Origin of the sequence: Williamsia muralis, from assembly GCF_051487485.1 — a bacterium.
Classification (GTDB): domain Bacteria; phylum Actinomycetota; class Actinomycetes; order Mycobacteriales; family Mycobacteriaceae; genus Williamsia; species Williamsia muralis_B.
On sequence record NZ_JAHVCV010000002.1, the window covers coordinates 630,145 to 649,355 of the forward strand.

At 65.1% G+C, this 19,211-nt stretch carries 17 protein-coding genes; 5 read left to right on the plus strand and 12 right to left on the minus strand.

The window, feature by feature from the left end:
• Positions 1-49: 49 nt before the first annotated feature.
• The 4 genes from KXR83_RS06430 to KXR83_RS06445 are packed head-to-tail and all read right to left on the minus strand — an operon-like array spanning position 50 to position 5,137.
• Positions 50-1,357, minus strand: a complete 1,308-nt coding sequence (locus KXR83_RS06430) for a lipase family protein (RefSeq protein WP_437424098.1) — start codon at positions 1,355-1,357, stop codon at positions 50-52.
• Positions 1,284-1,490: an antitoxin gene (locus KXR83_RS06435; RefSeq protein WP_023962599.1), complete on the minus strand. Its 207-nt coding sequence runs from the start codon at positions 1,488-1,490 to the stop codon at positions 1,284-1,286. Before KXR83_RS06435 ends, KXR83_RS06430 begins: the two co-directional genes overlap by 74 nt.
• 30 nt (positions 1,491-1,520) lie before the next feature.
• Entirely contained in the window at positions 1,521-4,010 is a 2,490-nt protein-coding gene (locus KXR83_RS06440; protein ID WP_437424099.1) for an HAD-IC family P-type ATPase, read from the minus strand.
• On the minus strand, positions 4,007-5,137 hold the full coding sequence (locus KXR83_RS06445) for an MBL fold metallo-hydrolase (RefSeq protein ID WP_437424458.1): 1,131 nt from the start codon (positions 5,135-5,137) through the stop codon (positions 4,007-4,009). The genes KXR83_RS06440 and KXR83_RS06445 overlap by 4 nt, the downstream gene beginning before the upstream one ends.
• A gap of 194 nt (positions 5,138-5,331) precedes the next feature.
• On the opposite strand from KXR83_RS06445, the gene KXR83_RS06450 reads away from it, so the two are divergent.
• Positions 5,332-6,510 carry a thiolase family protein gene (locus KXR83_RS06450; protein ID WP_437424100.1) on the plus strand — a complete coding sequence of 393 codons (1,179 nt, stop codon included), beginning with the start codon at positions 5,332-5,334 and terminating at the stop codon, positions 6,508-6,510.
• Between the two features lie 98 nt (positions 6,511-6,608).
• Positions 6,609-7,547 carry an ROK family protein gene (locus KXR83_RS06455; protein WP_437424101.1) on the plus strand — a complete coding sequence of 313 codons (939 nt, stop codon included), beginning with the start codon at positions 6,609-6,611 and terminating at the stop codon, positions 7,545-7,547.
• Positions 7,548-7,557: 10 nt separating this feature from the next.
• On the opposite strand, the gene KXR83_RS06460 is transcribed toward KXR83_RS06455, so the two are convergent.
• Positions 7,558-8,697, minus strand: a complete 1,140-nt coding sequence (locus KXR83_RS06460; RefSeq protein WP_437424102.1) for an acyl-CoA dehydrogenase family protein — start codon at positions 8,695-8,697, stop codon at positions 7,558-7,560.
• Between the two features lie 95 nt (positions 8,698-8,792).
• On the opposite strand from KXR83_RS06460, the gene KXR83_RS06465 reads away from it, so the two are divergent.
• Positions 8,793-9,377 carry a TetR/AcrR family transcriptional regulator gene (locus KXR83_RS06465; RefSeq protein WP_437424103.1) on the plus strand — a complete coding sequence of 195 codons (585 nt, stop codon included), beginning with the start codon at positions 8,793-8,795 and terminating at the stop codon, positions 9,375-9,377.
• A gap of 11 nt (positions 9,378-9,388) precedes the next feature.
• On the opposite strand, the gene KXR83_RS06470 is transcribed toward KXR83_RS06465, so the two are convergent.
• Complete coding sequence (locus tag KXR83_RS06470; RefSeq protein ID WP_437424104.1) at positions 9,389-10,492, minus strand: FUSC family protein; 1,104 nt, start codon at positions 10,490-10,492, stop codon at positions 9,389-9,391.
• A 61-nt stretch (positions 10,493-10,553) separates the two neighbouring features.
• Here KXR83_RS06470 and KXR83_RS06475 point away from each other — a divergent pair, with 61 nt between their 5' ends.
• Positions 10,554-11,054: a MarR family winged helix-turn-helix transcriptional regulator gene (locus KXR83_RS06475; protein WP_437424105.1), complete on the plus strand. Its 501-nt coding sequence runs from the start codon at positions 10,554-10,556 to the stop codon at positions 11,052-11,054.
• 20 nt (positions 11,055-11,074) lie between these two features.
• Here KXR83_RS06475 and KXR83_RS06480 read toward each other — a convergent pair whose 3' ends face one another.
• Positions 11,075-11,533: an NUDIX domain-containing protein gene (locus KXR83_RS06480; protein WP_437424106.1), complete on the minus strand. Its 459-nt coding sequence runs from the start codon at positions 11,531-11,533 to the stop codon at positions 11,075-11,077.
• Positions 11,534-11,688: 155 nt separating this feature from the next.
• On the opposite strand from KXR83_RS06480, the gene KXR83_RS06485 reads away from it, so the two are divergent.
• Positions 11,689-12,561 carry an aldo/keto reductase gene (locus KXR83_RS06485; protein ID WP_437424107.1) on the plus strand — a complete coding sequence of 291 codons (873 nt, stop codon included), beginning with the start codon at positions 11,689-11,691 and terminating at the stop codon, positions 12,559-12,561.
• 57 nt (positions 12,562-12,618) lie between these two features.
• Here the strand turns inward: KXR83_RS06485 and KXR83_RS06490 are convergent, their stop codons facing one another.
• From KXR83_RS06490 to KXR83_RS06510, 5 genes are all read right to left on the minus strand, one after another.
• Complete coding sequence (locus tag KXR83_RS06490; protein WP_437424108.1) at positions 12,619-14,004, minus strand: aspartate aminotransferase family protein; 1,386 nt, start codon at positions 14,002-14,004, stop codon at positions 12,619-12,621.
• On the minus strand, positions 14,001-15,314 hold the full coding sequence (locus tag KXR83_RS06495) for a M20 family metallo-hydrolase (protein WP_437424109.1): 1,314 nt from the start codon (positions 15,312-15,314) through the stop codon (positions 14,001-14,003). Before KXR83_RS06495 ends, KXR83_RS06490 begins: the two co-directional genes overlap by 4 nt.
• A 25-nt stretch (positions 15,315-15,339) precedes the next feature.
• A complete protein-coding gene (locus KXR83_RS06500) occupies positions 15,340-16,359 on the minus strand; it encodes a TIGR03842 family LLM class F420-dependent oxidoreductase (protein WP_437424110.1) in 1,020 nt (339 codons plus the stop codon).
• A gap of 71 nt (positions 16,360-16,430) precedes the next feature.
• Positions 16,431-17,852 (minus strand): dihydropyrimidinase, encoded by a 1,422-nt coding sequence (gene hydA / locus KXR83_RS06505; RefSeq protein ID WP_437424111.1) that lies wholly within the window; start codon positions 17,850-17,852, stop codon positions 16,431-16,433.
• Positions 17,852-19,171, minus strand: a complete 1,320-nt coding sequence (locus tag KXR83_RS06510; RefSeq protein WP_437424112.1) for a uracil-xanthine permease family protein — start codon at positions 19,169-19,171, stop codon at positions 17,852-17,854. The genes hydA and KXR83_RS06510 overlap by 1 nt, the downstream gene beginning before the upstream one ends.
• Positions 19,172-19,211: the final 40 nt, after the last annotated feature.

Sequence of the window (19,211 nt, forward strand, 5' to 3'; positions counted from 1 at the left end):
CGACGTTAGCGCTCCGACACCGGCAACCGGTGGACCATAGCCGTCGGTGTCATGCCGGGCAGGTGTCCGGAGCGGGTTCACCAGCGAAGCGATCGCCGATCCAGTCGACCGCCGGGCCTGTCACACCGAGATTGGTGTGCCCGCCGTCGGGCTTGCGAACCACCTCGATGACGTCACCGCCGGCACACGCACGCTGCACTGCTGCAGCGGTCCATGCGGGCAAGATGATCGAGTCCTGGTCGCCGAATGCGACGAAGAGTGGTCCGGCCGCCCGGCCCGCAGGCAACGCATCTTGCTTCAGGATCGTGCGGATACGGTCCACTGCCTCCTGGTCGGCGACAGCCGCGTCTCCAGGGGCCACGCTCATCGCCGCACTGAATCGGTCCACCAAGAATGTGGGACCGCAGGATGTGAAGACTTCGGCGTTGTCGGCCAGCCCTCCGCGTATGTAGTCATCCGCGTCGAAATCGGGGTACACCTCCCTCAACCCCGCGATGAGGTTGGGGATGAAGATCTTCTGAGCGTCGGTGTACGCCATCTGGGTTCCGGCGTCGGTGATCGGCGAAAGGTCGGCAGCAGGGGCCAATGCGGCCGCCCCGACGAACTCGAGACCCTCGCCGTAGTCGTCGGCGTAGTCGGCGGACGCCCACGCGGCCTGGCCCCCCTGTGAGGCACCCATTGCCGCCCACCGGTCCGAGGTGTCCGGAACGAGGTTTCGAGCGGCACGCACGGCGTCGATCATGTTGTAGGCGATTGTCTTCGGTTCGAGGTACGGGTGGCCAGGTGCATCCTCCACCCAGGTACCCAGCCCCTGGTAGTCACTGGCCGCCACCACGTATCCGCGGCCGACCAGTCGCGTGATGGCACCGTCTTCGCCGAGAAGGTCGGGATAGTCCGACGGACCGCAACTCTCGTCGGTACCTGTTGTTCCGTGACCGAAGGCGACGATCGGCCAGCCACCCGCGGGCGGGTCACCGTTCGGGACGGCGACCACTCCGGACACCTCCGTGCCGAACCCGCCCTGGTATCCGGCGGTCGAGCGATAGATGACACGCGTCACCTCTGCCACGTCACTCAGGGATGAACTCGCCTGGAACGGCATCTGCTTGACGATGTCGCCGCGCTCGCCGGGCGCCGGAGCCGGCGGTCGATCCGAATCCGGGACCGGAACAGACGAGGACTGGGCATACGACAGCGGCGAGGACGCGGCCGTTCGACCGTCGTCCTCGCCGCTGGCGCACGCGCTCACCGACAGCAGCACAATCGCTGCTGCCGGGATCGCTTTACCGAGGAGGCTGATGACCGGGGTTCTGGTGGCCGGGGTTGTTCCCGTCCTGCGCGAACTTCCGGGCAGCATCTGCACCCTTTCGGATCTGGTTCGAGTACTTGCCCTTGGTGGCCTTGTTGACCGCGCTGGCGCCCTGGTCGATGAGTTTGGTGTTCTTGCTCAGCGTGGACTTGCCCTTGTTGACCAAATTCTTGAAATCCATGCCACTCCTATCTCCGGATCGCCGATGCTCTCATGCCGGCGATCTTTGCTCTTGCGGATTCGATTTAACTTTACTAAACCACGCCGCAATTGTCGGGTTCAGTCGCCACAGCACTTCCACAGCAACGATACCGATCACCGATGCAATAACTGCAATTCCGGTTTTGCTCCAGTCAGTCGGGTCGAGTTTGAACAGCTCTTGCGTGAACGGCAGCGAGAAGATCAGCACGTATGCCAACGCCGAGCCGACCAGCAGCACAACCTTCCACCAGTTGTACGGTCGCGCGACCACCGCGAGAACCCACAACGCGATCGCGATGAGGGTGATCAGGGCCGTCGTGGCCGCCTGCGTCTGATCCGGGGTCATCTCGACGGAGTCCTTGCTGCCGAGCGCTACACCCTCCCCACCGGGATAGACCAGTGCGTACGCCACGAACGTGCACACGGCGATCACGATGCCGGAGGGAATGGCCAACCGCAGCACCCTGCCGACAAAACCACCGCGAGCGCGTTCGTTGTTGGGCGCCAGCGAGAGGACAAACGCCGGCACACCGATGGTGAACCACGCGGAGATCGTGACGTGGATGGGCTGGAACGGGTAGGAGATGGGCGTGAAGCCGAACAGCTCGCCGGCCACCCCGGCGATGCCGATCATCAACGCCAGCAGCACCGCGTACACGGTCTTGGTCAGGAACAGGTTGGAGACGCGTTCGATGTTGCCGATGACCCGCCGGCCCTCGCCGACCACATAGGGCAGCGTCGCGAACTTGTTGTCGAGCAAGACGATCTGGGCCACCGAGCGGCTGGCCGAACTACCCGACCCCATCGCCACTCCGATGTCGGCGTCTTTGAGGGCCAAAACGTCGTTGACGCCGTCGCCGGTCATCGCGACAGTGTTGCCACGGCCCTGCAGCGCCCCCACCATCGCGCGTTTCTGGTCGGGCCGTACGCGACCGAAGGTGGTGTGGCCGTCGAGGACGTCGGCGAGCTCGTCCTGGTCGGTCGGCAGACTCCGCGCATCGACGGCGTCGTCAACGGTTCCCAGGCCGAGCGAACCCGCCACCGCGCCCACCGACACGGCGTTGTCGCCAGAGATCACCTTCACCGATACCTGCTGAGATGCGAAGTAGTCCAATGTCTCGCGGGCGTCGGGACGAACGCGTTGCTCGAGTGCGATGAGTGCCCGCGGCACAACGTTTCCCGGTGCGGACAGGCCGTCGTCAGTCGGAGTGTCGACGGGCTGATCGGTGGAGGCGAGTAGCAGAACCCGCAATCCTTCCGAGCCCAGTTCCGTTGCGCGCGCGGCGGTCTCGCTCGCCGGATCGAGCAACATGTCGGGGGCGCCGAGAAGCCAATTGCCCTGATCCTGGGCTGTTGTGGTGTCCTGGAACGAGATCCCGCTCCACTTCTTCGCCGACGTGAACGGCGCGATGTGGGTCATCGACCACTCCGGCGCGACGGGATAGGCCTCGGCCATCGCCTGCACACTGGCGTTGGGGCGTGGGTCGTGCGCCGCGAGGGCGGCCAGAGCCTCTTCGAGCTGCGCGCGATCGTCGCCGAGCGGAACCAGTTGCGCCAGCCGCATACCGTTCTCGGTGAGCGTGCCGGTCTTGTCCGCACACACCACGTTGACGCGGGCGAGGCCCTCGATGGCCGGCAACTCGTTCACCAGACATTGGCGGCGACCCAGCCGTACGACCCCGACGGCGAAGGCGATCGACGTCATCAGCACCAGGCCCTCGGGAACCATCGGCACCAACGCGGCGACCATGCCCAAAAGGGCTGCCTTGATGCCGTTTTCACTGATGAACAGCTGGTTGACGATGGTCAGCAGACCAGCGGGGATCAGTAGCCAGGTGATGATCCGGAGGATCTTGTCGATCCCGTTGCGGAGTTCTGAGTTGACGAGGGTGAACTTGCTGGCTTCCTCGGCGAGCTGCGCCGCGTACGCGTCGCGACCGACCTTGGTCGCCCGGTAGGCACCCGAACCCGACACCACGAAGCTGCCGGACAGGATCGGATCACCCACCGACTTGAAGACGGCGTCGGCCTCACCGGTGAGCAACGATTCGTCGACGTCGAGTGCCCCCGCTTCCACGGTCTCGCCGTCGACAACGATCTGGTCTCCGGGTCCCAATTCGATGATGTCGCCGAGCACCACCTCGCTCGGCGCGATCTCGGCGGCCGCCCCATCCCGGCGCACCATGGGCCGGGTCTGCCCGACGATTGCGAGCGCATCGAGTGTCCGCTTGGCCCGGATCTCCTGGATGATGCCGATGCCGCTGTTGGCGATGATCAGCAAACCGAAGGCGCCGTTGATGATCGAGCCGGTGGTCATCACGATGATGAACAGCACACCCAAGATGGCGTTGATGCGGGTGAGGACATTGGCGCGAACGATGTCGAGGACACTGCGGCCCGAGCGATCCGGCAGGACGTTGACCTGGCCGGCGGCAACGCGTTCGGCCACCTGTGCGGTGGTCAGGCCTGCGGTGGCGTGTGTTTCTCCGAGCGTGGTCACGCTGCGCCTTCCCACCAGGACTGGGTGTCGAATCCGTGGCCCGACCGCGACGGTACGTCGAAACGCGCACCGGGCATCGGCGTGATCACGGGGATGTGTTCGCTCTGAGCGGCGGGCAGCAGACGTTGAACCGGGTCGGCCCATTCATGCAGAGCCAGATTGAAGGTGCCCCAATGAATCGGCAGCAGCAACGACTCGGACAGATTGGCGCGATTGAGCATTCGGTGCACTCTCACCGCCTCTTCCGGATTGAGGTGGATGTCGGGCCACAACCGGTCGTAGGCGCCGATGGCGATCAGCGACAGCCCGAACGGACCGTGGTCGGTGCCGACTTGCTCGAACGCATCGGTGATTCCGGTGTCGCCGGAGAAGAAGAAGTTGTGTCGAGGTCCGGCAACCGCCCAACTGGCCCACTGGGTGGTGTTGCGCTGCAGCCCGCGTCCCGAGAAGTGGCGTGCGGGAGTGCAATTGAAGGTCAGCTCGCCGATCGTGACCGAGTCACCCCAGTCGGCCTCGTGAATACGTTCGGGGCTGATGCCCCAGTACTCGAGGTGCGCCCCGACGCCGATGGGAGCGACAAACGCGGCCTCGGGGTGGGTGGCCGCGAGTTTGCGAACAGTGGCCGTATCGAGATGGTCGTAGTGGTCATGGCTGATGAGCACCACATCCAGCGCGGGCAGATCCGCCAGCGCGTGGGGTACCGGGTGCATACGCGCCGGTCCCACCAGACTCGACGGCGAGCACCGTTTGCTCCAGACGGGGTCGGTGAGGATGCGGTATCCGTCCAGTTCGACGAGCACCGACGCGTGCCCCATCCAGGTGGCCGCCAGCTCGGCTGCGACATCAGGCAGAGGCGTCACATCGAACTCCAGCGGTCGCCGCGGCTTGCCGATGTCGCCGCGACGGAGCATCGCCAGCGCGGCCGCCCGATCCCCTTCAACGGGTGTCGGCGGCTCCACGTTGCCGAAGTTGCCGCCAGTTTGGTGCGGCGAATGGCTGATGTGAGAGAGCACAAGGTCTTTGGGTGCACCCATCGCTCGGAACACCTCGGACCCGGCGCCGACGCCGGCCGCGGTGAGCGCTACGCCAGCTGTTGCCGCACTGGTCAGAAGCCTTGGACCGGTCATGAGATTGGGAAGACGCACCACGGAAGCACACACTACCGGCCAGGTGGGGTGGCCGACCGGGACCGACCTTCCCCGCCCCGCCCCGCCCCTCCTCGAACGGCGGGGACAAGGGCGCGGTCGGAGGGTTTACAACCCGGAATAACCGGGGGTATACCTGACTTATATAGACCATAGCCAGATAACAGGAGGCCGCAATGAGTTCGATCGTCGACGCTGTCATCGTCGGGGCAGTCAGGACCCCGATCGGTAAGGGCAAATCAAACGGAGCGCTTCACGGCGTGCATCCGGTGGACATGTTGGCCCACAGCCTCACGTCCCTGGTGGAACAGACCGGCATCGATCCGGCCCTGATCGACGACGTGATCACCGGAAACGTCACACAGGCCGACGAGCAGGGCCAGAACATCAGCCGCAATGCGGTGCTCGCCGCGGGCTTCCCCGAGACCGTTCCGGCCACCACCGTGAACCGCCAATGCGGGTCGAGCCAGCAGGCCATCTCGTTCGCAGCACAGGCCGTGATGTCGGGTGTGCAGGACATCGTGGTCGCGGCGGGCGTGGAGTCGATGAGCCGCGTACCGATGTTGTCCGATGTCCGAGACGGAGCAAACCCATTCGGCGAAGCGCTCTTGCGCCGCTACCCAGAGGGGTTCATCCCCCAGGGGTACAGCGCAGAACTGATCGCCGCGGACTGGGGCTTCTCGCGCACCGAGCTCGACGAGTTCTCGATCGCCAGCCATGAGAAGGCTGCCGAGGCCACCAAGGCCGGCCGATTCGAGCGAGAGATAGCTCCCCTGGCGGGCGTGTCGACCGATGAGATGATCCGCCCCGGCGGCACCGTCGAGCAATTGGCCGGACTCAAGGCCGCGTTCTACAACCCGGCCATGAAAGAACGGTTCCCGCAGATCGACTGGCGGATCACCGCGGCCAACTCGAGCCCACTCTCCGATGGCAGCGCCGCGGTACTGATCATGAGCAGCGCCAAGGCCAAGGAACTGGGCCTCAAGCCGATGGCCCGATTGCACAGCTTCTCCGTGGTCGGCTCCGACCCGATCTACATGCTCACAGGTGTCATACCAGCGACGCAGAAGGTCCTCGAGAGAGCGGGTCTGCAGATCTCGGACATCGATCTGTTCGAGGTCAACGAAGCCTTTGCACCAGTTGTGCTGGCCTGGGCCAAAGACACGGGTGCCGATCTCGGCAAGACCAATGTCAACGGCGGCGCGATCGCACTCGGCCATCCCCTCGGAGCCAGCGGAGCACGCATCATGACCACGCTGGTCAACGCACTCGAACAGACCGGCGGCCGCTACGGACTGCAGACGATGTGTGAAGCCGGTGGGCTCGCCAACGCAACGATCATCGAACGGCTCTGAACTCGGTTGTCGACCATCAACGCATGACGCGCCACCCTTCGTGGCGCGTCTTTGCGCAACTGAACCGTGCAGGTGACCCGCGCACTAGGCTGTGACGGGTGTCCGATGATGTTGTCCTGGCTGTCGACTTCGGTGGAACGAAGGTCGAAGCCGCCTGGGTCGATTCCTCCGGGCAGGTGTTCGAGGCGGGACGCAATCGCGCACCCACCGGGCCCGACGCCACCAGCTCGGAACTCGAACAAAGCGTTGTGCGCGTCGTCGACTCTGCACTTGCGCAGATTCCGGCCGGTACACAGGTGGTCGGCGTGGGCATTGCCGCCGCAGGGCCCGTCGACGAGGACAACGGAACTGTCTCCCCCATCAACCTGCCCCGATGGCGTCGTCATCCACTTCGACAACTGATCAGCGACCGCCTCCCGGATCCGCTGCGCGACACCCCCGTTCACCTGCATCGCGACGGCGTGGCGATCGTGCTGGCTGCACAGTGGATCGGTAACGCGATCGGTGCCCGCAATCTGATGGGCATGGTGCTCTCCACCGGCATCGGTGGGGGTTTCATCGTCGACGGTCGTGTGCTCGCCGGAAACAGCGGCCACATCGGCCAGATTCAGGTGTCGGGGTTCACGGGCGAGGTAAGCATCGGCAGCCGGACCACCCTCGAGTCGGTGGCATCCGGACCCCACGCGGTGGCGTGGGCCCGCGCTCAGGGGTGGACCGGCGAGTCGGGTGAAGACCTGGCGGCGTCGTACCGCGACGGAGACGACATCGCCTACAGCGCGGTGCTCCGGGTATCGGAGGCTGTGGGCCAGGCGATCTGCAGTGCCGCGGCGCTGGTCGAGCTCGAGACTGTTGCCATCGGCGGCGGATTCTCGCGAGTGACTCCCGATCTACTGCCGCTGATCCAATCCGTGGTCAATCGCCATCCGCTGCAGTACATCTCGCGGGTCAAGATCCTGGACGCCGGATTGCCGGACGACGCGCCGCTCGCCGGGGCAGCGGCGCTGATCTACCGGCGCGACATCGTCGGACTTCCCTGAACCCGGCGGATCAACCTGCCAGCGACCGACTGATCACCAGCCGCTGGATCTGGTTGGTGCCCTCGAAGATCTGCGTGATCTTGGCCTCGCGCATCAACCGTTCGACCCGGAAGTCCTTGGTATAGCCGTAGCCGCCGAACACCTGAACAGCATCGGTGGTCACCTTCATCGCCGCATCGGTGGCGACCAGCTTGGCCACCGAAGCGTTGCGCGAGTACGGCAGCCCAGCGTCGCGGCGCCGCGCTGCATCAAGGTATGTCGCCCGGGCGGAGTCGACCGCTGCGGCCATGTCGGCCAGGAGAAACCCGAGCCCTTGGTGGTCGATGATCTTCTTACCGAATGTCTTTCGCTCCTTTGCGTACGCCACCGCCTCATCCAGTGCCGCCTGGGCGATACCGACTGCCACCGCAGCGATACCCAACCGTCCTGAATCGAGTGCACTGAAGGCGATCTGCAGCCCCTGGCCATCCGCGCCGATGCGCCGGTCTTCCGGGATGAAGGCGGAATCGTAGTGCGCCGAGGTGGTCGGAACGGCCGAGAGGCCCATCTTCTCTTCGGGTTTGCCGAAGGTCAGTCCGTCGGTGCCATCCGGGACGAGGAAGCAGGAGATTCCTTTGGAACCCTCGCCGGTACGCGCGAAGAGGTTGTAGAAGTCGGCGATCCCACCGTGTGTGATCCATGCCTTCGCGCCGGTGATCCGGTAGCCCCCGTCAGCGACCACTGCCTTGCAGTTGAGTGCCGCCGCATCTGATCCGGCCTGCGGCTCCGACAGGCTGTACGCGCCGATCTGATCGCCGCTGAGCATTCCCGGCAGCCATCGCTTCTTCTGCTCGTCGGTTCCGAACGCCATCAAGGGATGACAGGCCAGCGAGTGCACGCTCACCGCAACGGCCACTGCCGCCCATCTGGCGGCGATCTCCTCGAGCACCTGGAGGTAGACCTCGTACGGCTGGCCACCACCACCCCACTCCTCGGGGTACGGAAGGCTCAGCAGCCCGGTCTGCCCCAGCACCGTGAACGCCTCAGGGGGGTACTTCTCGGCCTTCTCGTACTCATCGGCGATCGGCTTGAGCGTCTTGTCGGCGACATCGCCTGCCAATTGCACCAGGTCGCGGGCTTCGTCGGTGGGCAGCAGCCGGTCCACGGGCATGGGTAACTCCTCGGTTGGACGGGCGCGACAGTACTGGAGGCCGCGCTTGAGTACTGTCGACAGTACTAGATTCACTTCGCCAGTACTATCGACACATGGCCACTCCCGCTGCGCCGACCCACGCCACCGCCCGCCGCGCCGAGTTGTTCGACGAACTGGCGGCTCTGTTCCTCGCCGACGGTTTCGCGCATCTCACGCTGGACCAGATCGCCGCGCAACTGCGCTGCTCCAAATCCACCCTCTACACACTCGCGGGCAGCAAGGACGGTCTGGTGCGAGCGGTCACCGTGGACTTCTTCCGGTCGGCCACGGCCGAGGTGGAACAAGCGCTGGCCGGCATCACCGGCACCAAGGCGCGGTTGACCGCGTACCTCACCGCCGTGGGAGCGGCACTCAGCCGCGCGAGTGAGACCTTCATGGAAGATCTCGCCGCCTTCGCGCCGGCTCGAGAACTGTACGAGCAGAACACACGTGCCGCCGCGGGCCGAGTCCGCGAACTCATCGACGAAGGCGTTGCCACCGGGGACGTACGTGATGTGCACGCCGACTTCGTCGCCGACGTCGCGACCTCGGCGATGGTTCGTATCCAGCAGCGAGGCGTGAAAGCTGCTGTCGGGCTTGACGATTCTCAGGCGTACCTCGAACTCGCCCATCTCCTGACCGAAGGAATCGGGCGTTGATCTGACGCTGATCAGACGGTGGCGTCGTGGTGGGCGATGGTGAATGCGGCCAGCACAACCGCGATCACCACTCCGACCGCCGTGTCCAGCACCCGGTCGACAGCGACCTCGGGCGCAAGTCCGGCGCCGAGAGCGGTCAGCATCAGCGCCATCGGCGTGACCAAGAGCGAACACAGTGCGTAATTGACGGTGACCAGTGTCTCCGCGAGCACTTGCAGAACGGCGATGAGGACAACTGCGCCCCAGTAGCCGATCGGCAGTGCCAGCAATCCAGCGGCGATCGCAGCGCCCCCGACGTTCCCGAGCAGTCGCTGAACTCCCCTGGTGACGGTCAGGTGGTAGTTGACGCCCTGCAGCGTGGCAACGGCACCCATGGCCGCCCACATCGGATTCTGCAGACCGACCGCCGCGACGACGCCGGCCGCCACACCGCCGGCCACGACGATCCGGAGCGACCGCGACAGCAGCTTCGCATCCCCGATCCGTGTCAACTCCTGGGCCAGAGAGGCGCGAGCGGCTGACGGGTGGGGACGTTCGCGCCGAACCCACATCACACACCACGGCGCAAGCGAGGCGACCACGCCCACCGCCGCGCCGATCACGGCGGCGGTCGACGCTTTCCAGACGTCGTCGGCACTGTTGGCAAAATCTGCGGCGCCGGCCGCGGCGAAGACCATCACAACCGGGCCGGGGCCGACCACCCGTAACGCTCCCAGCAACAGCGCGGCGAAACCTGCGGCGAGTGCGATGGCCACCACCTCTCCGGCGAGAGATACCCCCGCCGCCCCCAGCACTGCACCCAATGCGACGTACCCGGTGACCATCACCCCTGTCACAACCAGTCGGGGCAGACGAACCCGAAAAGGGTCGGGGCGACAGAAGGCCGAGGTGAGAGCACCCAGCGCGGCGAATCCCGCGACGTCTCGGTGGCCCGTGAGCCCACCGACAACCAGCACCAAGGCCACAGCCAGTCCCACCCGGACTGCCGAAGCAACCGCAGTGTTGCCGGTCTCGACGGTGACCAGGGCGGACCGCCAGGTCTGCGGATCAACCGAGTGCAGCAGCGCCGACCTGCTCCGATGGACACGGTCGATGATGGGGACGGTGAGAGGCACCAAAGTAATTTATCACTATTTTACTAGTGAACTAAATACTTGGGGCCGATAAGCTGTGCCGGTGGTCGAAGAGAATGAGCCGTCGGACGTCGTCGAGCGGGTTCGACGGGAATGGGCCAGGACATACCCCGATCTCGACACCGAACCCGTGGAGGTGATCGGACGGATCAACCGGATCTCGTCGGTCCTCGCTCACCAACTCGACCGCGATCTGGACGCACATGCCATCACACGGTCGGAGTTCGACATCCTGGGCGCACTGGCCCGCGCCGACCGTCCGCTGCGTGCCAGCGAGGTGGTGTCGACGACAAAGCTCAGCGGCGCATCCATCACCAAACTCACCGAGCGCCTCGCCGAACTCGGCCTGCTGGCGCGCAAGAAATCCGACCGTGACGGCCGGGTGGTGTTGCTGGAACTGACCGACACCGGCCGCGAATTGGTCCACGCCCAGTTCCCGCGGCGACTGGCCCGAGACACCGCGGTGCTCGCCGGCCTCACCGCGAAAGAGCGCGCCACTCTGGTCCAGCTGCTGCGCAAGGTGTCACGCGCCATGCCGGACTGACCCCGCCACAATTCGCGCGCTCAGAGCAGGTCGAGCAGCCGATCGAGGAACGGCCGTTGCCCCTTGAGCAATTTCACGCGCGCGGTCTCCACGTCGAACCAGGCGACCCGGTCGACTTCGGGAAACGACTTCATCGTCCCCGACCGTGGCGGCCATTCCATCTCGAATTCGTTGCTCACCGCGCCGGTGATGTCGAGGTCGGCCCCGATCGCGAACGCGGTGACGACCTTTCCACCCGACTGTTTGATCGCCCCGAGTTCTGCGACCTCACCGCCGGGCACGTCCAGACCGAGCTCTTCGCGGAACTCCCGACGAGCAGCGTCCAGGGGCTCTTCGTCCTCGGTGTACTCCCCTTTCGGGATGGACCACGCAGCTTCGTCTTTGCGGGCCCAGAACGGACCACCGGGGTGTGCGATCAGCACCTCGGTGGCTCCATCACGACTGCGGTACAGCATGATCCCGGCACTGAGCTTCGGCACTCGGATCCCTTCACGGTGTTCGTTCGGACGTCAGAGCACCAGGCTAGCCCGCACGACCTCGCGCCCATCAAGCCCAGAAGCGCCGCGCGCTGATCGGGTCTACCGTGAAATGACCCGTCCAATCCAATCCTCGATCCTCAACCGGGAGTGCCTTTATGACCAGCAACACCACAGCCGCACAGCAATCCGGACAATTCGCCATCGGCGGATCCTTGACTGTCAACAGACTCGGCTACGGAACGATGCAGTTGACCGGGCCCGGCGTGTGGGGGCCGCCCGCGAATCCCGAGGAAGCCGTGAAGGTGTTGCGTCGAGCCGTGGATCTCGGGGTCAACCTCATCGACACCGCCGATTCCTACGGCCCGGCGATCGCAGAACCGTTGATCAAGGAAGCCCTTCACCCCTACGCCGATGACGTCGTGATCGCGACAAAGGCAGGCCTGACGCGCAGCGGCCCAGGTGACTGGCGGCCGGTCGGCAGGCCCGAATACCTACGCCAGCAGGCCGAGATGAGTCTGCGCATCCTCGACATCGAGCAGATCCCTCTGTTCCAGCTCCACCGCATCGATCCGAAAGTCGATCTCGCCGACCAGATCGGCGAACTGAAGCTGCTGCAGGAGGAGGGCAAGATCAATCAGATCGGCCTCTCCGAGATCAACGTCGACCAGTTGATCGAGGCACAGAAGATCGCCGAGATCGCCACCGTGCAGAACCTGTACAACCTCGCGAATCGCAGCGCGCAACCGCTCCTCGACCACTGCACCGCCGAGAACATCGGCTTCATCCCCTGGTTCCCGCTCGCCACCGGCGAACTCGCCGGCCCCGGCAGCAAGCTCGCCGCCATCGCCGAACAGAAGCAAGCCAGCCCCTCGCAGCTCGCGCTCGCCTGGTTGCTCGCGAAATCGCCTGTGATACTGCCCATTCCAGGGACGTCCAGCGTCGACCACCTGGAAGACAACATGGCCGCGGCCGGTATCGAGTTGTCCGAGGACGACATCGATGCACTCACCGCCGCTGTCGAAGAGTAAGCGGACCGGTAACGACGCCGGACAGCACACCAGCCGATTGTGACCGGCCGCTCGCCGTCAGCCGACCAACGCGTCGGCCACGGTGAGTGCGGCGTCGAGGATCTCCAGACCTTCGGCGACCTCGGCCGGGCTCACCGTGCACGGGGGCACCATGTGCAGGCGGTTGAAGTTGGCAAACGGCAACAGTCCACCCTTTTTGCACGCGCCGATGACGTCGTTCATGGCGGCACTGGTGGAACCGTACGGCGCCAACGGTTCTCGGGTGCCCTGGTCTTTGACCAGCTCCACCGCCCAGAAGACACCGATCCCGCGCACCTCGCCGACGCTGCGATGTCGTGCCGCCAGCTCGGCGAGCCCCGGCCCCAGGACGTCGCGTCCGATGGCCGCTGCGTTCTCGACGATGCCTTCCTCGGTCATCGCGTTGATGGTCGCGACCGCAGCCGCTGTCGCCAACGGGTGTCCGGAATAGGTCAACCCGCCCGGGTACACACGGTTGGCGAACGTCTCGGCGATCGCATCACTGATCGCGACACCTCCGAGCGGTACGTACCCCGAGTTCACTCCTTTGGCGAACGTGATGAGGTCAGGTACCACTCCGGAGTGGTTGATGGAGAACCACTCTCCCGTCCGGCCGAACCCCGCCATCACCTCGTCGGCGATCATCACGATGCCGAACCGGTCGCAGAGTTCACGCACCCCGGCCAGGTAACCCGGCGGCGGGACCATGATCCCCGCGGTTCCGGGCACCGGTTCGAGGACGATCGCGGCGATGGTCGCAGGACCCTCCATGGAGATGACGGCCTCGAGGTGTTCGAGTGCGCGCTCACACTCCTGCTGCTCGTCGGCCGAGTGGAACTGTGTGCGGTACAGGAACGGGCCGAAGAAGTGGACCACCCCCGCGGCGCCGTAGTCGTTCGGCCAGCGCCGTGGGTCGCCGGTCATGTTGATCGCTGTGTCGGTGCCGCCGTGATAGGACCGGAAGCGGGTCAGCACCTTGCGTCGCCCGGTGTGCAGTCGCGCCATCCGCACCGCATGTTCGACGGCATCCGCGCCGCCGTTGGTGAAGAAGATGCGGTCGAGGTCACCGGGGGTGCGTTCGGCGATCAGGCGTGCAGCTTCGGACCGTGCCACGTTGACGTGCTGGGGTGCGATGGTGCACAGTGTGCGCGCCTGTTCGGCGATGGCCTCGACCACTCTGGGATGCTGGTGTCCCACATTGGTATTCACCATCTGCGAGGAGAAATCCAACAGCCGGTTGCCGTCGCCGTCCCAGATGTGTGAACCCGACGCCGCGAGGATCGTCATCGGTGAGAACTGAGCCTGCGCCGACCACGAGTGGAAGACGTGGGCGCGGTCGAGTTCGTGGGCACGGCGGCCGGCCTCGCGTGCCTCGTCGAATGCGTCCTGGCCCCCGAACGGAGTGCTCTCGAATGTATCGGTCACAGTTTGCCTTCCACCATCCGCGCCACGGTCTCGGTCAGCACGTCGACCCCCGCGGTGAGATCGCCGTCGTGCGTGTACTCGTTCTCGGCGTGGGATACCCCGTCGACGCTCGGGATGAACAACATCACGGTGGGAACCACGTCCTTCATGTTGGTCGAGTCGTGACCTGCACGGGTACGCACCTGCATGTGGCTGTGCCCCAGGGCATCGATCACCTCTTCGGCCAAAGCCACGCCTTCGGGCTGATAGGTATGGCCTTTCCAGGTGTGTGCGAAACGTCGCTCGATCTTGACGTCGGCGGCCACCTCGATCTCGGCGAATGCCCGGGTCAGCTTGGCGTCGGCCTCCTCGAGCAACTCATCGGACGGCGAACGGAGGTCGAGATGCATGTCCACCTCGCGGGCGACCACCACCGGCGAGTTGGGGTACACGGTCAGCTGACCACAGGAAGTGTGCAGATCATCGCCGTACTCGTCAGCGAGTTCACGCAGAGCCACAACCACTTTCGCCGCCCCGTACAGGGCGTCCTGACGGTCGGCGATGGCGGTGGCCCCGGTATGCGATTGAGCACCCAGCACCGAGATCTCGTATTTGTTGGCTCCCCAGGTGGAGGGCACCACACCCATCAGCACACCGGCCTTGTCCAGCTCACGGCCCTGCTCGATGTGGATCTCGGCGTACGACGCGACAGCCCGGCCGCCTGCGGTGTGGTGGTCACCGACGGTGAAGACGTCGTTGTCGCCGAGCATGTCCCACGCGCCCAACACCTGCGCCACGGTGGTCCCGTCGGCGTCGGTGGTGTCGAGGGCAGCCTGCAGACCGATCTTCCCGGTGAAGACGCCACTGCCCTGCATCGATGGCTTGAAACGGGAGCCCTCCTCGTTGAACCAGTTGATCACTGCCAGGTTGTGGCGGGCGTGCTCCGGATGGTCGGTGTAATGGCGACGCAGCCTGTCCATCGCGTGGGCGGCAGCCAGCACACCGTACGCACCGTCGAAGCGTCCGCCGCGTGGCTGACTGTCCAGATGCGAACCCGCGAGCACGTAGGGCGCACCCGGTACGAGTTCGTAGAGGCCGAACATGTTGCCCACGCGGTCGTAGAGAACGGTGAACCCGCGATCGGTGAGCCACCGGCCCAACCAGCGCCGGTTGTCGGCATCGGCGGCTGTCGCGGCCTGCCTTTCGACACCGCCCGCCGTGGTGGCACCAAACGTCGACATGGTGGCGAAGTCATCGAGGAACGCGGTGTCGGAGGCCGACTTCGATTCGACACGAACGGACCCGGAGGCGGGCGATTCGGATGAGGTCATGACGGTCCTTTCTGTTCCGCGCCGGTCATGATCGCGCAGCGACTGTGGGCGCGAGGGCGGGAATGATCGTCTCGCCGTATGCGTCGAGTGTGGAGTCTTTGCCGTCGTGCTGAAGATAGACGGCGAACTGGTCGACTCCGAGGGCGTGCAGTTCCTCCAGCCGCTCGATGTGCCGCTCCGGGGGACCGAGGATGCAGAACCGATCGATGATCTCGTCGGGAACGAATGCGGTGTGGCTGTTGCCTACTCGGCCGTGTTCGTTGTAGTCGTAACCCTGCCGGTTCTTGATGTAGTCGGTGAGGGCCGACGGTACCTGCGCGCCGTCACCGCCGTATTTGTCGACGAGGTCTGCGACGTGGTTGCCCACCATTCCTCCGAACCAGCGGCATTGATCGCGTTGGTGGTCCAGATCGTCTCCGACGTAGGCCGGGGCGGCGACCACGATCGAGACCGCCGCGGGATCACGCCCCGCTGCCTCGGCGGCGTGCTTCACGCGTTCCACTGTCCATCGGACGATGGCGGGATCGGCGAGTTGCAGGATGAACCCGTCTGCCACCTGACCGATCATCTCGAGCGCCTTCGGTCCGTAGCCGGCGCCGTAGACGTCGAGGTGCGATTTGCCTGCCCAGGGGAAGCGCACGGACGTGCCGTTGATCGTGGCACTGCGCCCGTTGCCGAGTTCCTTGATGACATCGATGCTTTCGCGCAATGTCGCCAGTGTGGACGGTTTGCCCGACAGCACCCGCACGGCCGAGTCGCCCCGGCCGATACCGCACACCGTGCGGTTCCCGTACATGGAGTTGAGCGTCGCGAACGTCGAGGCCGTCACCGTCGCGTCACGCGTGAGCGGATTGGTGACCATCGGACCGACAGTCACAGTGCGGGTGGCAGCGAGGATCTGGCTGTAGATCACGTTGGGCTCCTGCCACAGCACGTGGGAGTCAAAGGTCCAGACGTGGCTGAATCCACGGTTCTCGGCCGAGACGGCGAGTTCGACCACCCGGGATGCCGGCGGATTGCATTGCATGACAACACCGAAGTCCATGCGGTGTCTCCAATCGTTGTGTGCGGTGATCGACCGTTGCCGGGACCGCTGTGGGAAAGATGACTGTCTTCTCAGAGCAGGTTCTGTGACAGCTCGCGGCGCACGAACCGCCCGTCCGACCTGGCACCGAGGTAGTTGCCGCCATCGACGATGACCTTGCCCCGGGAGAGCACCGTCTGCACGGCGCCGTCGATCTCGAAACCCTCCCAGGCCGAGTAATCCATGTTCATGTGGTGCGTTTTGCCCAGACCGATGCTCGTGTGGCCTGCCGGGTCGTAGATCACCACGTCGGCATCGGCGCCCGGGGAGATCACTCCCTTGCGGGGGTACATCCCAAACATGCGGGCCGGCGTGGTGGCGCATACCTCCACCCACCGCTCCAGACTGATACGCCCGTCGACCACACCTTGATACATGAGGTCGAGCCGATGTTCGACACCGCCGATTCCGTTGGGGATCTTGGAGAAGTCGGAGATTCCGAGCTCCTTCTGGTCCACCATGCAGAACGGGCAGTGGTCGGTGGCGACACCGGACACATCGCCGGTTCGGATGAATTTCCACAGCTCGTCCTGATGGCCCTCGGCACGTGAGCGCAGCGGGGTCGAACACACCCACTTCGCACCCTCGAAGCCCGCGGCACCGAGTTGTTCCTCCAGCGACAGGTACAGGTATTGCGGGCATGTCTCGGCGAACACGTTGGCGCCCTTGCCACGTGCGGTCGCGATCTGCTCGAGGGCTTGCCGGGCGGACACGTGCACCACGTACAGCGGCGCTCCGGTGATATCGGCGAGCATGATGGCCCGGTGCGTGGCCTCCTCCTCGAGCTGCCACGGACGGGAGACACCGTGGAAGTACGGGGAGGTCTCTCCACGCTTGAGGTGCTGGGCCACCAATTCATCGATGGCGATGCCGTTCTCGGCGTGCATCATCATCAGTGCGCCGGTGTCGGCGGACTTCTGCATCGCCCGCAGGATCTGGGCGTCATCGGAGTAGTAGACGCCTGGGTAGGCCATGAACAACTTGAAGCTGGTGACCCCTTCGGCCACCAGTTCGCTCATGGCCGAGAGGGATTCGTCGTTGACATCGCCGATGATCTGGTGGAACCCGTAGTCGATCGCGCAGTTGCCCGCCGCTTTGTCATGCCACGCGCCGAGGGTGTCCTGCAATCGCTCCCCCGGTGTCTGGATGGCGAAGTCGACGATGGTGGTGGTGCCACCGAAAGCTGCTGCACGGGTACCTGTTTCGAAGGTGTCCGACGCGGTGGTCCCACCGAAGGGCATCTGCATATGAGTGTGCGCGTCCACACCGCCGGGGATGACGTACTTGCCGGTGGCGTCGATGACGGTATCGGCGGTGGCGGAGAGATCGGCGCCCAGCGCAGTGGCGCCCGGTTCGACGAGCGCGACGATCGTCTCGCCGTCGATCAACACGTCGATGAGCTGTCTGCCGGTCGAGGACACCACCGTGCCGCCGCGGATGAGTGTGATCGCCATCAGATCTCCTGCTTCTCCGCGTTGTGCGGTCGTTCGGGATCGGTCGGCCCGGTTGTGGCAGGCACTCGTTCGTCCACGACCACGGTGCCGCGCCACTGTCCGATCAGACGCATCACGTGGTAGATCACCACCGCGGAGATGGCGCCCAAAGCGATGCCACCGAAACTCAGATCGCCGATCTTCCACGAGAAGTCGGCGATGCCGATGACAAGTGCGATCGCTGCGGTGAACTGGTTGACGGGCTTGGAGAAGTCCACCTTGTTGGTCACCCAGATGTGGACGCCGAGGATTCCTACGAGGCCGTACAGCGCGGTGGTCACGCCGCCGAGAACACCCGGCGGGATGGACGCGATGACCGCACCCACCTTCGGCGAGAGGCCGAGCAGGATCGCCGCGCCTCCTGCGACCCAGTAGGCCGCGGTGGAATACACCTTGGTCGCGGCCATGACGCCGATGTTCTCGGCATATGTGGTGGTGGCAGAACCACCGCCGCTACCGGCCAGCACGGTCGCGAGTCCGTCGGCCGCCAGTGCCCGCCCGATCCGGTGGTCGTTGTTGATGCCGGTCATGGTGTTGATGGATTTGACGTGCCCGATGTTCTCGACAACCAGCACGAGCACCACCGGGATGAACATTGGCAGCACCGACAGGTGGAAGGTGGGGGCGGTGAAGTCGGGCAGACCGAACCAGTCGGCCTGGCCGATGGGATCGGTGTCGACCTTGTCGCGAGCCAGGGCGATGAAGTAGCCGATCACCACGCTGGTGAAGATGGCGAGTCGACCGAGCAATCCGCGGAACAGCACCAACGACAACAGCAGCAGCACAAGCACGATGAAGGCGGTGATGGCGTCTTCTTCGAAGTTGGTCTTGGCCGTCGGCGCGAGGTTGAAGCCGACCAGCGCCACGATCGCGCCGGTCACCACCGGGGGCATCAACGCTTCGATCCAGCCGATGCCGACGAAGTGGACCACCACACCGATGATCATCAGCAAGGCACCGACCACAACGATTCCGCCGAGTGCACCGGACGGGCCGTGTGAAGCGCCGGCCGCGATCGTGGGGGCGATGATGGCGAAACTCGAACCCAGGTAGCTGGGCAGCCGGTTACGCGTGATGATGAGGAAGAGGATGGTCCCGATGCCGGAGAACAGCAGCGTGGTGGCCGGCGGGAAACCGGTGAGGACCGGGACCAGGAATGTCGCGCCGAACATCGCGACAACGTGCTGTAGCCCGATGCCGACGGTGCGCGGCCAGCTGAGGCGTTCGTGGGGCGCCACGACGGCGTCACCGGTTTTGAGTTGCCAGTCGAATATGGACATGCGGGCTTCCTTTCGGCGCAGAGAAGGCCTGCGCCCGTGC